The organism is Enterococcus sp. DIV1411a (assembly GCF_050531945.1).
Classification (GTDB): Bacteria; Bacillota; Bacilli; order Lactobacillales; family Enterococcaceae; genus Enterococcus_B; species Enterococcus_B faecium.
Genome location: NZ_CP172892.1, coordinates 608,598 through 622,593 on the forward strand (window position 1 = coordinate 608,598; position 13,996 = coordinate 622,593).

12 protein-coding genes and 1 pseudogene are annotated in these 13,996 nt (G+C 38.8%); 6 read left to right on the forward strand and 7 right to left on the reverse strand.

From position 1 onward, the window contains the following. Positions 1-12 precede the first annotated feature (12 nt). A complete protein-coding gene (locus tag IGJ87_RS02860; RefSeq protein ID WP_221685656.1) occupies positions 13-1,995 on the forward strand; it encodes a glucose PTS transporter subunit IIA in 1,983 nt (660 codons plus the stop codon). A gap of 64 nt (positions 1,996-2,059) precedes the next feature. Here IGJ87_RS02860 and nrdI read toward each other — a convergent pair whose 3' ends face one another. Beyond that, positions 2,060-2,506, reverse strand: coding sequence for a class Ib ribonucleoside-diphosphate reductase assembly flavoprotein NrdI (gene nrdI / locus IGJ87_RS02865; protein WP_002287091.1), 447 nt, complete (start codon positions 2,504-2,506; stop codon positions 2,060-2,062). A gap of 360 nt (positions 2,507-2,866) precedes the next feature. Beyond that, entirely contained in the window at positions 2,867-4,186 is a 1,320-nt protein-coding gene (locus IGJ87_RS02870) for an IS1380-like element IS1678 family transposase (protein WP_000202380.1), read from the reverse strand. A gap of 214 nt (positions 4,187-4,400) precedes the next feature. Between IGJ87_RS02870 and IGJ87_RS02875 the strand changes: the two genes are divergently transcribed. Then, the gene (locus IGJ87_RS02875; protein ID WP_002287090.1) at positions 4,401-5,825 is read left to right on the forward strand and encodes a basic amino acid/polyamine antiporter; all 1,425 of its coding nucleotides are present in this window, start codon (positions 4,401-4,403) and stop codon (positions 5,823-5,825) included. A gap of 180 nt (positions 5,826-6,005) precedes the next feature. Here the strand turns inward: IGJ87_RS02875 and IGJ87_RS02880 are convergent, their stop codons facing one another. The 5 genes and pseudogenes from IGJ87_RS02880 to IGJ87_RS02900 all read right to left on the reverse strand — a co-directional run bounded on the left by IGJ87_RS02880 (position 6,006) and on the right by IGJ87_RS02900 (position 9,524). Then, the gene (locus IGJ87_RS02880) at positions 6,006-6,779 is read right to left on the reverse strand and encodes an ABC transporter permease subunit (RefSeq protein ID WP_089030385.1); all 774 of its coding nucleotides are present in this window, start codon (positions 6,777-6,779) and stop codon (positions 6,006-6,008) included. Beyond that, positions 6,776-7,585, reverse strand: a complete 810-nt coding sequence (locus IGJ87_RS02885; RefSeq protein WP_372656281.1) for an ATP-binding cassette domain-containing protein — start codon at positions 7,583-7,585, stop codon at positions 6,776-6,778. Before IGJ87_RS02885 ends, IGJ87_RS02880 begins: the two co-directional genes overlap by 4 nt. Positions 7,586-7,632: 47 nt before the next feature. Continuing rightward, positions 7,633-8,795, reverse strand: a protein-coding gene (locus tag IGJ87_RS02890; RefSeq protein WP_086956687.1) for an IS3 family transposase whose coding sequence is annotated in 2 segments (ribosomal slippage) — positions 7,633-8,519 and positions 8,519-8,795 — 1,164 coding nt in all. Because the reading frame shifts where the segments join, the coding sequence is not laid out codon by codon here. A gap of 60 nt (positions 8,796-8,855) precedes the next feature. Then, positions 8,856-9,050 (reverse strand): annotated as a pseudogene (locus IGJ87_RS02895) (ATP-binding cassette domain-containing protein); the annotation flags it as partial. Positions 9,051-9,203: 153 nt separating this feature from the next. Continuing rightward, positions 9,204-9,524 (reverse strand): DMT family transporter, encoded by a 321-nt coding sequence (locus tag IGJ87_RS02900; RefSeq protein ID WP_002287086.1) that lies wholly within the window; start codon positions 9,522-9,524, stop codon positions 9,204-9,206. Between the two features lie 473 nt (positions 9,525-9,997). Here IGJ87_RS02900 and IGJ87_RS02905 point away from each other — a divergent pair, with 473 nt between their 5' ends. The 4 genes from IGJ87_RS02905 to IGJ87_RS02920 all read left to right on the forward strand — a co-directional run bounded on the left by IGJ87_RS02905 (position 9,998) and on the right by IGJ87_RS02920 (position 13,828). After that, positions 9,998-10,684 (forward strand): DUF969 domain-containing protein, encoded by a 687-nt coding sequence (locus IGJ87_RS02905; RefSeq protein ID WP_002287083.1) that lies wholly within the window; start codon positions 9,998-10,000, stop codon positions 10,682-10,684. A gap of 1 nt (position 10,685) precedes the next feature. Then, positions 10,686-11,630: a DUF979 domain-containing protein gene (locus IGJ87_RS02910; RefSeq protein WP_089030383.1), complete on the forward strand. Its 945-nt coding sequence runs from the start codon at positions 10,686-10,688 to the stop codon at positions 11,628-11,630. A gap of 197 nt (positions 11,631-11,827) precedes the next feature. Then, positions 11,828-12,472, forward strand: a complete 645-nt coding sequence (gene pcp, locus IGJ87_RS02915; RefSeq protein WP_002287081.1) for a pyroglutamyl-peptidase I — start codon at positions 11,828-11,830, stop codon at positions 12,470-12,472. Positions 12,473-12,550: 78 nt separating this feature from the next. Continuing rightward, the gene (locus tag IGJ87_RS02920) at positions 12,551-13,828 is read left to right on the forward strand and encodes a hypothetical protein (RefSeq protein WP_002323716.1); all 1,278 of its coding nucleotides are present in this window, start codon (positions 12,551-12,553) and stop codon (positions 13,826-13,828) included. Positions 13,829-13,996: the final 168 nt, after the last annotated feature.

The following is a 13,996-nucleotide window of genomic DNA, read 5'->3' on the forward strand; positions in this document are numbered from 1 at the left end:
GGGGAAAAGACCATGGCAAAAAACGAACTGACTTTGGAAGAACTGGCAAAACAAATTTATAAAGGGGCAGGCGGCATGGGCAATGTAGAAAGCATTGTCCACTGCATGACTCGTGTGCGTATGAAGATCATCAATGATGATCTTGTAAATGTCTCTGAATTAAAAGCGATTCCAGGAGTGCTTGGTGTAGTAGAAGATGAACAGCTTCAAGTCATCATCGGACCTGGGAAAGTGAACAAAGTAGCACAGCAAATGGTTGATTTGGCAGGCGTGAAATTAGGAGAAAAACTTCCTTCTGTAAGTGCAGCTACAGCAAATTCATCAGCATCTGGAAAAGACCGTGTAAACGAACGGGCACAAGAAATGAAAGCGGCACAAAAATCGAAACAAAAACCATCTAAAATCAAATCGGTATTAAAAGACATTTCTAATATCTTTGTGCCAATGATTCCTGCATTTGTCGGTACTGGGATCGTGGCAGGGATTGCCGCAGTTTTAGCAAACTTAGTCACAGCCGGAACACTTGATGCAGCAACATGGCAACAATATATCGATGTGATGAACATCTTGAAAAACGGGATGTTTAGCTACCTAGTTATCTATACAGGTATCAATGCTGCACAAGTTTTTGGTGCAACACCAACTCTTGGTGGAGTTATCGGGGCCGTTGTGATGCTGACAGGGATGAATCCGGAAGCACCACTGAAAAACTTATTTACTGGTGAAGCTCTTGCAGCTGGACAAGGTGGGATCTTAGGTGTCATCTTCGCTGTTTGGCTATTGTCAATCGTTGAGAAAAAACTGCATAAAGTAGTACCTGATGCGGTAGATATCATCGTTACACCAACTCTTTCATTGATTGCCATCGGTCTGATTGAAATTTTCTTCATCATGCCTTTAGCAGGTTTCATTTCTGATGGCATGGTCGGTGGGATCAACTGGGTACTTGGCGTTGGTGGAGCATTTGCCGGCTTCGTTCTAGGCACATTATTCTTGCCGATGGTTATGTTCGGACTGCATCAAATTTTGACTCCAATCCATGTGCAAATGATTGATGAAACTGGTCGTACGCTATTGCTTCCAATTCTTGCGATGGCTGGTGCAGGACAAGTGGGTGCAGCATTGGCATTATGGATTCGCTGCAAAAAAGATAAAGAATTAACAGAAATGATCAAAGGAGCTTTACCAGTCGGGATCCTAGGAATCGGCGAACCATTGATTTACGGAGTAACATTACCTCTAGGACGCCCATTTATTACTGCTTGTATCGGTGGAGGTATCGGCGGGGCAGTGATCGGAATGATCGGAAATGTCGGGGCTATCGCTATTGGACCTTCAGGAGCCGCTTTGATCCCATTGATCTCTGACGGTAAATGGTTAGGCTACATCCTTGGATTATTGGCAGCTTATGCTGGTGGCTTCGTTGCTACATTCTTCTTCGGTATTCCTAAAGACCGTTTAGAAAAAGAAGAATTAGCGACTGAAACAGCCACAGTAAATGAAGTGCCTGAAAAAGCAGTACCTCAAACTTCAGCTGAAAGTGTGACTATCCTCTCATCAGTTGCTGACGGAACAGTTGTTTCTTTAGATAAAGCAAGTGATCCAGTTTTTGCACAAAAGATGATGGGTGAAGGCTACTTTGTAGAACCAGAAAACGGACATATCCATTCTCCAGTTACTGGGGTAGTCAGTTCTGTCTTCCCAACGAAACACGCTATTGGGATCACAACGCCAAATGGTTTAGAAATCTTGCTTCATATGGGAATCAACACAGTTGACTTAGGCGGTACGCCATTTGATGTGAAAGTAACAGAAGGGCAGCAAGTGACACCTGATACGCTTGTAGCAGAAGCTGACTTAGAAGCGATCAAAGCAGTAGGCAAAGAAACATCCATGATCGTCTTGGTAACCAATATGGATCGTGTAAAAAACTTTGTCTTGGAAAAAACAGGTAAAGCAAAAGCAAAAGCACCTGTGATGGATGTCAAAGCTTAATATGATAGAAACAATAGAAACGAAAGAAGAAGCTGAAATCTATTTTTCAGCTTCTTCTTTTTTATTATTTATTGTTTTCTGCTAAAATCTGATAAATTCGTGTCACATCAGATGGTGTTCCCCGTAATTCATAATCTGCCAAGAAAGGAAAGCCAAATGTTTGTGCATATTGTTTGGCTGTTAGACAATACTGATTATTGAAGTTTTTATTCCCGCTACCGACTACACCAAGACAAAGTTTATGATTGTCTTCATGTTCCAGATATTCACGCATCGTTTCGGTCAAGATTTCTGTATCACCGTTATCTAAACCATTTCCGCCGTCTAAATAAGTAGGAACGAAAGTAAAAAATGGTTCTGTTTCTTTCGTAAAATCACTATTTTCATGGATTTCTTTTAAAGTAACTTCAGGATTGACAGGATCTTCTGCATGCATTTTTTCAGCATATTCTGCTAGATGTTTGGCAAAGGCACGCGTATTTCCTGAAATCGATATATATAAAATGTTCATGGATCATCCCCCAATTCTTTCCTTTTAGTATAGCATCTTTTTTAAGTTTTTTGGTGGTGTAATTTGGAAAGGGACTAGGCGCTTTGCTTGTATAATGAGAAAAAAGCCGGTAGAATTATATTTCTATTAAAGTTTTTATTAATTAAGTAAAAATAAACCTGAATAATTCATAGCTTTAATTCTTTGGCACATTTTATTGAAATATGTATCACTAATATCCCTATCAACTGATTTTGACTAAAAAGTTACTTCAAACATTCACTGTTCAAAAATATTGAGGAATAAATTTTGGGTGTAAGGCATTTTGAGCATACTTCTCCCTGGATAACTTCCCAGTAAAAAAATCGTTAGATTGTTGGATTAGATCCATTGACTGGCTCGCCTCAGGCGAGCAAAGACCCTGTAGAATTCATTCTGATACACATGATAACTAGATAATTTGAGATAGACTCGTCTACCCGTTTGGACTAATTTCCCAGCAACTTTCAGAAACTTCAATCGAATAGAATGAATGGTCATTCCCTTTTGGACTTCTTCAAAGCCAATCGTTCTTAAGAAGTTGACTAAGTTGTAAGCTATCAAGCTGAGCATCATTCGGACATGATTCTCCAAAAAGCGAGGACTGTCTGTTTTGTCAAAGTAAAAGCCAGCTTTCGCTTCTTTAATGAAGTTCTCCATTGTGCCACGTTTGGCATAGATAGAAAAGATGGTATCAGGAGAAACATTTTCTGATAGATTCGTCACGATAAATTCATGTCGAAAGAGTAGTTCGCCCGCTTCACGTGTTGAGCGTATACACACGCGACGACTTTGTGACCAGGATTGTGCTTGATAAGTGGTCGAGAAGTACTGAACTTCTCGTTCTTCCCACTTTTGATTATCGCCATAAAGTACTGATTTCTCAGCTATTTGACCTAGTCTACGATTATTCTTCAGTCGAATAACATAATGACTCTTTTTTGATTCACACGAATCATACACACCAGGTGTAGCGAACCCGCTGTCTCCACGAACCAAGATGTCAGTGTTTGGTAGAGAGTGATTATAGTGCTCTAATAAAGGTGTGAGAAACTCCTTTACGCCTTTTGATGTATATTGATTTCCTGAACGTAGTTCAGCTTTTAAGAAGTCACCAGTCAATCCGTCAAAAGCTACCAATGGATGGTAACCATAGGTTTGGTAGTGTGTATTATAATTCGTTTGTTCTTGGTGACCAAATGTATCTGAATGGGTCGAATCTAAATCAATGATTAATTCCGTATCATTACGGATGAGGCGTGCTTTATCGATAAGTTCTTGGTTCAAAGCTTGAAGTTCATGGATATTCTCCTCAGATAGTCGATCTAAAAATCGGGAAAGTGAAGATTGAGAAGCGAGTTCTTTCCTATCTAAAACAGCTTTAAACACAGGATCTTGTCTCAGGAGATTAGCTGCAGAATCAGCTGAGTAACCAGCAATTAATTGCATAATGAACTGCTCAAGTATGGATAAGTTGTCATGAGTAAAATACGCTCGTTCGTCTTCAATGTGAATGTGTTGCTTAGCCAGTTCAGAAAAACCAAAGATGTTCATCAGCTCTTTCACTAGGACGAGACCCGAATCACTCGATAATTGACCACCTGTATGAGAAATAGTGATATTTGAATTGAATTTTACTTGGTTTTTGTGTAAGCTAGTCATGAAAAGAACTCCTTTCTTTTGGTTGGTTTAGTCACTTTAACCATAGCAGAAAGGGGTTCTTTTTTCATCACTTAACGGGTGAAGATGAAAAAGTAATTGTAAGCTGCCGTGAGGCAGTTTCACATGGTTTTAATTAAAAGTATGAATTATTCAGGAATAAAAAAGGTTTGTTATACTTTTTGATAAAAGCGGTTTTATTTTGGAGGATGCTTACATGGATACAGAGCAACAGAAAAAAGGAATTGGTTTAATTCCACTTGCTGCCTTAGTAATTGGTTCAGCGATTGGAGGTGGCGTATTTGGTATTATGACGGACATCTCCGGATCGGCTGGCGGCCCAGCTATTTTCAGTTGGGTACTCGTAGGAACAGCAATGTTGATGCTCTCCTTGTCGATCAATAATATCAATAAAAAACGTCCAGATTTAAAAGGCGGGATCTTTAGTTACGCAGAAGAAGGTTTTGGCCGTTTCGCTGGTTTTATCAGCGGTTGGGGTTACTGGCTCACATGCTGGTTAGGCAACGTAGCTTTTGCAACATTGTTGATGAGCGCATTAGGATATTTCTTCCCAGTATTTGAAGGTGGGCAAAATCTGGCATCGATCGTGATGAGTACAGTCTTTTTATGGGGATATGCATGGCTAGTGAATCGGGGAGTCGAAAATGCTAGTTTCGTCAATGCTATCGTCACATTCTGTAAATTAGTGCCATTATTTTTATTTATTGTAGTAGCTATCAGCACGTTTTCGATCCAACAATTCATTGATAACTTTTCTAGCGACATTATATTGAATGCGAATGGACAGCCGATCCCGTTTTCCAGTCAAGTATTGAGTTGCATCATGGTGATGCTTTGGGTATTTGTTGGTATTGAAGGAGCCTCTGTCGTAGGTTCACGAGCAAAAAAACAATCAGATGTTGGGAAAGCAACGATTCTAGGGATATTCGGCTTGATTATTATTTACGTCTTGGTTTCCATGCTTCCATATGGGACAATGACGATGAATCAGCTGCAAACGATCAAGGCGCAGCCTGCTATGGGCTATGTGTTTGAAATGATGGTTGGTAAATGGGGAGCAGTCGTGATCAACGGCGGTTTGATCATTTCTTTAGTTGGTGTTTGGCTCTCATGGACGATCTTACCGATTGAAACAATGGGAAACATGGCTGAAGACGGACTTTTGCCTAAAGCATGGGGAAAACTCAACAAAAATGGGGCACCAACTTATGCTATCGTATTGACGACGTTATGTACGAATGTCTTTTTACTTTCATTATTATTCACTGACAGTGCTTATAACTTTGCTTACACACTTGGTACAGCAGCTATTTTCTTCACGTGGCTTTTCTTAGGATTGTACCAAATGAAACTTTCTTATCAGCGGAAAGAATGGGTCCAATTTTTAGTAGGGCTTTTAGCAAGTGCCTTTCAAGTATGGGCTATGCTAGTCGTAGCCTTTAATGAAGTAATGCTTGTTCTTGTTCTTTTCTTGCCAGGCATTTATTTTTACCTCAAAGCACGTAAGGAGCAAAACGAGCCTGTACAACATATCCACTTAGATAAGATTTTACTTATAGGTGTGACGATGGTCGGAGTGATTGCAATGGTTTTATTTGCCACTGGGATGCTTCACGTATAGAAGTATAAAAGAAGTATAAAGAGAGGTTGTGAGCCTGTCGTTTATTCAAAAACATACTAGGAAAGGAGCTGTGACACAAATGTTGTCACAGCTCCTTTTTCAGAATAAACGGTGTTTAAGAGACAGCCAATCGGCAATAAGGCTGAACGTCTCTTTCACAACCTCTTTTTTGATGAGTCATCATACATTTTTTCGCTTAAATACGAGATATCCTAATGCTAAGAACAAAACGATGTAAGCTAAATTACCGAACAGCATTTGATTAGTAGAAAGATGAGTCAATTGCTTCATGATCTCTTCGTTTCCAATTTGGTTTTGCAGATTCAACATACTGATCGGATTCCATTTGATCCACTCCCATTTTTGGATGAGTGCGATAAGGATACCAGATATGATTGACGAAGCAAAATAAAAGACGATTCCTGCTGAGATGGATGCACCGGAACTATTGATAAAGCAAGCAATCATCAACACTAAACTTAAAATCAGCCATAAACCGATATAACTACCCAAAGTATAAGTGAACAAGCTTTGGATCAGTGTTTGACCAGTAGAAACCTTCTCCGTGAAGGAAATCGAAGGGAAAAGAATCAGTTTCATCAACACAGTGACAATAATAGCTAAAAGGTATAAATAAACAGAATAAATAACTAATGTGATCCATTTGCTTACTAATATTTCTCCTCGAGAATACTTTCGATAAAGGAGATTTTTCAATGTACCATATTGTACTTCCATCGAAATGATCGTGCTTGCAGCTGCAATCATGATAAAGACAATCCAAGATGTGGCACTAAAAAGCTGAGCAGTCATTTCAACTGGATCAATGATCGTCGTGTATTTTTTGGCTAGAAGTGCTGTTCCTATGAGCAAAACAACTAATAGAACAGATAAAACAGCAGTTGACTTTTTCTTGATCAATTTAAATAATTCTTGTTTTACAAGCAATGTCATTTTTCTTCTTCCCCCTTTACTGAATCCAGAATTTCCAATAGAGAAGATTCCAAATCATTCGTCAGATGCTGGACGTCTGTCACATGGATATTTTCTGCAGACAATAACTGGATCACAGTTCCTAATAATTCTTCGTTTTCTTTTAGAAGCTTGATTTTATCAGAATCTTCCAAGGGATATCCAGCGTCTGTCAAGATCGTTCGAGCAGCTTGATCATTTGTTGTAGAGATAACGATGAAATCTTGCGCTGTTTGGTTCAATTCAGCCATTGTACATTGTTTGATGATCTTTCCTTGATTGATCAGGATCAGCTCATCGACCATTTTTTCAAGCTCGCTGAGTAAGTGACTGGAGATCAAGAAAGAGGTGCCCTGAGTAGCCAAGTCGGTAATGATTTTTCGCACATCTCTTGTTGCTTGTGGATCCAAACCGTTCATCGGCTCATCTAAAATAACTATAGACGGATGGTTCAGTAAGGCAAGAGCAATTCCCAATTTTTGTTTCATTCCCAACGAGTAGGATTTCGCTTTTTTGTGAATGTACTTTTCCATCTTGAGCTGATTCACGATAGTGTCGATAGCAGATACATCGTTGGTTTCAGAGAATAACTTCAGATGATCATAGCCTGTTAAGAATGGATAGATACCCGGGTATTCGATCAATGCTCCTACTTGTTCCAACCCTTTATGACTAGAGGGAGAAATCTCATTTTCACCAATACAGATTGGAATGGCAACAGTTTTTTTGACAAATTTTATAAGGTGCAGAACTTCTTTCCGTATGCTATTCCGATTGTCCTTGACAATGAGCCTCCTCGGATGTGACGATCTTCGGCAGGAGCTAACAGTTAAAGTTAGACTGCCTCGCTAGCGTTAGCACATCCGAGCTCATTATCAAGGATTCGCTGCGCCAATCTCTGGTTACGGTAACCAACCGGTGTCTCGTAGCCAAGTGTACCGTGCAACCGAAGGTGGTTCCACCAATTGACATAGTCAAATAACTCCAAATCCAATTGTTGTAAGGTTTCAAATGTGTATTGATAGACAAATTCTACTTTCAACGACTTATAAGTTGATTCAGCTACGGCATTATCAAAAGGACAGCCTTTATGACTCAATGATCGATTGATGTCAAAAGTTGTTAATAATTCATCAATAGCTTGGTTATCAAACTCTTTTCCACGATCAGTATGAAAAATCTCAACCTCTGTCAGAGGTTGTTTGATACGGCTAAATGCTTTTTTTACTAGAACGGCATCTTTATGTTCTCCACAAGAATAGCCGAGAATTTCTCGATTGAACAGATCCAAAATGAAACAGACATAATTCCATTTTTTCCCGACTCGTACATAAGTCAAGTCTGTTACGATCGCTTCTAATGGGTTGTCTCTTAAGAATTTACGATTCAATACGTTTGTCGTTTTGGCTTCATTGCAAGTAGAATGATGTACTTTAAAATAAGCAACAGTATAGCTCGATTTTAATCCTCTATTTTTCATGATTCTACTAATTTTTCGTCGGCTGATCTGAATGCCTCGTTTTGATAAGGCTTTTTTTATTTTTCTTGAGCCGTAGGCCTTTCGGCTGCGGATAAATTCTTCAGCGACTACTTCTTCAAGTTCTGATTCGTCTTTCTTTGGTTTTGATTGATAATAATAGGACTGACGTGATAGACCTAATATTCTGCACATCGCTGATATAGGGTAAAGATGCTTATTCGCATCGATTACTTGTCTCTTCGTCCGAATATCAGCGCTGCTTGCTTTAAAATATCATTTTCCATTTCTAATTGCTGGTTTCTTTTACGTAGTTCTAACAATTCTTTTTGTTCAGGCGTAAGATTATCTTTTTCTTTGAATGAACCACTCGTTTTAGATTGCTTTACCCATTTGTCAAATGCTGAAGCCGTTAGTTCATATTCTCGAATGATTTCTACACGTGGCTTTCCAGCTAAGTAAAGATTGACGATTTGTTGCTTGAATTCTTGTGAAAAAGTTCTTCGTGTTCTCTTAGACATAAAAATTCCTCCTGGTATGTTTTCTTCTAGTCTACACACCTTAATTTTTCTGTCTAGTTAATTGTAGCCTATCCAGATTGTTCCATCTGAGTAATGGATCAGTCCTAAAATAGCTTTCATGATCGTTGCTTTTCCAGCGCCATTAGGACCTACTAATCCAACGATTTTGCCAGGGGATAAGCTAAAACTGACATCGCTGAGGGCTTGTTTGTGACCAAAGTTCTTGGATAATTCTTGGACCGAAAGACTTTTCAAAAATATTCACTCCTTTTCTATAGATAGTACAAGCATACACCTGATGAGTGGAGAAGTCGCTAGGTCATGAGTCTTATTTCTTATTTGTTCATAAAAAAATTGAATATTAAATAAAAAGGCTTATTTTTTCTGATCAGTACTTATTCCAAGTGTCTAGTGGCCGCTAGTAATCTTGATGCCAATGATACTGATGAGTAGCATCCCCACAAAGAACCAAGTGGAAAGATTCAGCTTATCATGAAACAAGACCACACCAATTATGACCGAACCAACTGCGCCAATCCCTGTCCAGATAGGATAAGAGAGACTCATCGGCAAACTTTTGATTGCCTTTGACAAAAAGTAAAAACTAGCAATCATTCCAATCACTGTGTAAAAAGAATAATTGATTTTAGAAAAACCATCACTCCATTTCATCATCGTTGACCAGAATACTTCCAAAATTCCTGCTATGATTAATTCCATCCATGCCATACTTACATTCCTCCTTAACTATAAAAAAATACACAAAAAGAGGAAAATCATCCCTTCAAAGACCTAATGGAATGATCATCCTCTTTATCCTACCCGGTGGCAGATCGTATATCTTTTTCTGTAGTATAGCACACCTATCCAGATATCGGCAATCTCATACTTTTTAGTAAAGTGTACCAAGCATTGACGAATATATCGTTACCAGAAAAGAAGATGAATGCTTTGCAATTTCACAGAAAGGAGTTGTTATTTATTAATCATTTAAAAAAAACAGTAACTAGACCTTATTTCTATATATTAGCGGGCAATAAATTAAAAAAAGCTTTACCTTACAATAAGTAAGATAATTTTTGTGATAAAAAAATAACGAAAAATATTTAAAAATAGTGTCTATTTCGTGAGAAAACAACTATATTTTTTATGTGTTTTGCTTTATAATTAAAAAAATATTGTCATTTTATGGAGGAAAATATATGGAAAATTATCTTAGCCTTTTAGGCGTCTTGATTGTTATTCTCGGGTTTGCATTTAAATTAGACTCGATATTGATCGTAATGGTTGCTTTAGTTGTTACAGCTTTGACTGGCGGTCTTGGCATTCAAGGAATGTTAGAACTTTTAGGTACAAGTTTTGTAAACAATCGCGGGATGGCGATTTTTATCATCATTATGTTGGCAACAGGAACGCTTGAAAGAAATGGTCTGAAAGAATCAGCGGCTTCCTTGATCAAGCGATTCAAGAAAGTATCTGCTGGTATGATTGTAGATATTTATGGGATCTTTCGAATGATCTTTGCGGCTTTTAACGTGAGTTTTGGTGGAGTTGCTGGATTTGTTCGTCCAATCATTTTACCGATGGCATTGGGGACCATCGAATCAAAAGGATTAGAAGTCCATCCTAAGCATGAAGAAGAACTAAAAGGTATGGCTTCGGCTATGGAAAATGTCTGCTGGTTCTTTGGCCAAGTACTATTCATCGGAGGAGCAGGGGCGTTGCTAGTCCAATCAACACTGAAAGATCTAGGATATGACGTAACATTGGGACAGCTTGCTTTAGTGGAAGTTCCAGTGGCTATCACGGCTTTAGTTGTGGCAAGTGTCTACTTCTATCTTAAAGAAAAGAAATTAGCGAAGAAATATTATCCAGGAAAGGGGCAATAAGATGGACTTTTTTACAAATCCTGATATTTTGTTAGGTGATAAATTATTGGAGATCCTTTATATCGTGATGGGACTTGTGTTGATTTACACTGGAGTAAGAAACTTAACAGATAAAACCAATCCTCATCGTTACGGCTCAGCCTTTTTCTGGACGGTTTTAGGGGTAGTTATTGCAGGAGGAAGATGGCTTCCGGCAATCGTGAACGGTGGCTTGATCTTTGCGATGACCATACCAGCAATTGCTAAGAAAGTCAGCAAAGGAGAAAGCCGGCTTCCATCAAAAGAATATATGGAAAAAATGTCAGACAAACTAGGAATGAAAATCTTTATTCCAGCTTTGAGTATCGGTGTCTTTGCGATCTTGTTTGCTCTACTTACCAATTTAGGTGCTTTAGTCGGCGTGGGCGTCGGTGTTTTTGCAGCCATGCTAATCTTGATGTTCTTTTCTCGAGATAATCGACCAAGTACATTTTTAGATGATGCAGCAGATATGCTGGGCACAGTAGGGCCGTTAAGCATGTTGCCAATGCTTTTAGCTTCTCTAGGTGCGGTATTTACAAGCGCTGGAGTTGGGACAGTGATTTCCAATGCAGTAGGTACGATCGTTCCAGAAGGAAATGTGAACATCGGCATCATCATTTACGCTCTTGGCATGGTGATATTTACGGTAATCATGGGGAATGCATTTGCGGCCATCACCGTGATGACGGTTGGGATCGGTGCACCATTCGTATTTAGTCATGGAGCGAATCCAGCGTTAATAGGAATGGTTGCATTGACTTGCGGTTTTTGTGGGACCCTGCTGACACCGATGGCTGCTAACTTCAATATCGTGCCTGTAGCGATGCTGGAGATGAAAGACAAATACGGAGTGATCAAAAACCAGTTGTTTATTGCGTTATTTATGCTAGTTTTCCAAATTGCTTATATGATTCTATTTAAATAATAGAAGAGAAGGGTTGTGACAGAATAATTGTCGCAACCTCTTCTAACATTGTAGTGGAACACTATTTTTTATAAGAATATATTAAGTTTGATCTGTTATGTTATTTAAACTATTGTTTCCTTTATTTACGCTGTTCAAGGAAAATGGTATGATAAAAGATAACCATATGTTAAATCAATCGGACGGAGGAACAACAGATGAAAGTACTAGTAACAGGTTTTGATCCATTTGGTGGGGACAAAGTGAATCCAGCCTATGAAGCAGTAAAAAAAATGCCAGATGAAATCAGCGGTGCTGAAATCATCAAAGTGGAAGTACCGACCGTATTCGAAAAAAGCAGTCAAGTAGTCAAAGAAGCCATCCAACAGCACCAACCAGATGTCGTGATCTGTGTCGGACAAGCAGGTGGGCGGTCAGCAGTCTCGTTCGAACGTGTCGCAATCAATCTAGCAGAAGCAAGAATCCCTGATAATGAAGGAAATCAGCCATTCGATACGGCTTTAGAAGAAAACGGTCCAGCCGCTTACTTTACCTCATTGCCAATCAAAGCAATGACAAAAAATGTACAAGATCATGGTCTACCAGCGTACATCTCTTATACAGCAGGAACATTTGTCTGCAATGATATCATGTATCGTTTGCTTCATTTGATCGAAACACAATTCCCGGCAATTCGAGGTGGGTTCATCCACGTGCCATTCTCACCCGATCAAGTGATCGATCGTCCAGTGGGTACGCCTTCTATGTCTTTAGAAGACATTGCTTCTTCTTTGACTTATGCAGTTGAAGCAGCAGTAGAAAATAAAGAAGATATTTCCGGAAATGCCGGAACAACTCATTAATTTAGCAAGAAACACTGGCTGGTTGCTAACGTTATGTTAGTAGCCAGCTTTTTGTAATTAGAAAGGAAAGAAACAGCCGTGGAAGAATGGCAATCCGTCTTTGAAGAATGGTTTCCAAAAGAAATCAGCAAAAGCTATCCCATCAAAATTTCTAAACAATACACAAGCAGTCAACGTTGGGAGATCTATGCAAAATTAACGAAAAAACAGCGGGAACTAGTCGATAAGCACCGCCGATATCTAATCAGCTCTCGTTTTATGGAAGAACATTATTTAGCTGCAACAGATTGGGTGTTTTCTGACTTCAAGATCAATCCGTTTTTTCGAACAAAACGAAGCCAGCAAAAATTGTATTGTGAGTGTGGTAGAGAATTAAAAGTGCAATACATCGTTAAATCGCCAAAAACCGGAAAGATCCTAAAACTAGGCATCAACCACTTTGCCGATCACCTGCATGTCTCTCCGACAGTGGCAGCTTCGATCCATCAGGGAATGACAAAAGTTGATCTGGCCTTAGACGAATTATTATGGCTTAAGCAGAAGAATATCGATTTTCCTGAAGGACTATGGCAAAAATACTGTTTTGTCTTGTACCAAAATCGTCGGATGAAACAGCCATATTTACCGGATATAAAATTAGCTCAGCGGCTCGCAGAATTTCGCCAAGTAGAAATGCCGATTTACATAGCGGATTATCAAGCATTGGAAAATGAAATCAAGAAAATAAGTGAACACATCAATGGGCAGCCAAAAAAGCGACAGATAAAAAAAGAACTATTTGACGACTTTGCAGAAGAATTAGTAAAGGATGTAGAAGAATTCTTGATCAACTATCGCGCATTTTTACGTAAAGATTGGCAATCCATCGTATATGAAGAAGTGCCAGTACATCCTAATGCTTATTTTGAAACATTTATTTCTGTGTTGAGAAAGACAAAACGTCAACGAACACCAGAAGTCACTGCTCAGATGGAATATTTTGCGAAAAACCAACGATTCATCCAACCAAAAATCTATCTATTTATTTGGAAGCAATATTGTCGCTATGGTTTTACAGAAGGGTTCTTCGACAGCATTCCTCGGATAGTCAGAAATGGTTTTTTAAAAGTATTGCGTAAAGAACGAGAAGCTATACAATCTGCTGATAAGAAAGACCGTACAGTCTCAAAAGAAAAATGGCAACTAGTAGTGAAAGATATCCAATCTGGAAATGTGCAAGAGACAATCGACAAATGGAAAGGAAAACATTATCGTTTTACTGAAGCTCAGAAACAAGCGTTGGAATATTATCAGAAGTTAGAAGAATCACTGCGTTTCAATGATGAGGCAAGAAAGTATCTGAAGGAATTACTATAAAAAATAGAGGCTGGGACAGAAGCGTTTAACTCCAAGAAATAAGAAGGAATTCACGAAAATTGCTTTTCGAATTTTTGTGAATTTCAGCTTATTTCCGAAGGAGTTGCTTCTGCTTCCGCCGTTTATACGTGTTTAGAGCGTGAGACAAAAGTGTTCTTTACTTTTGTC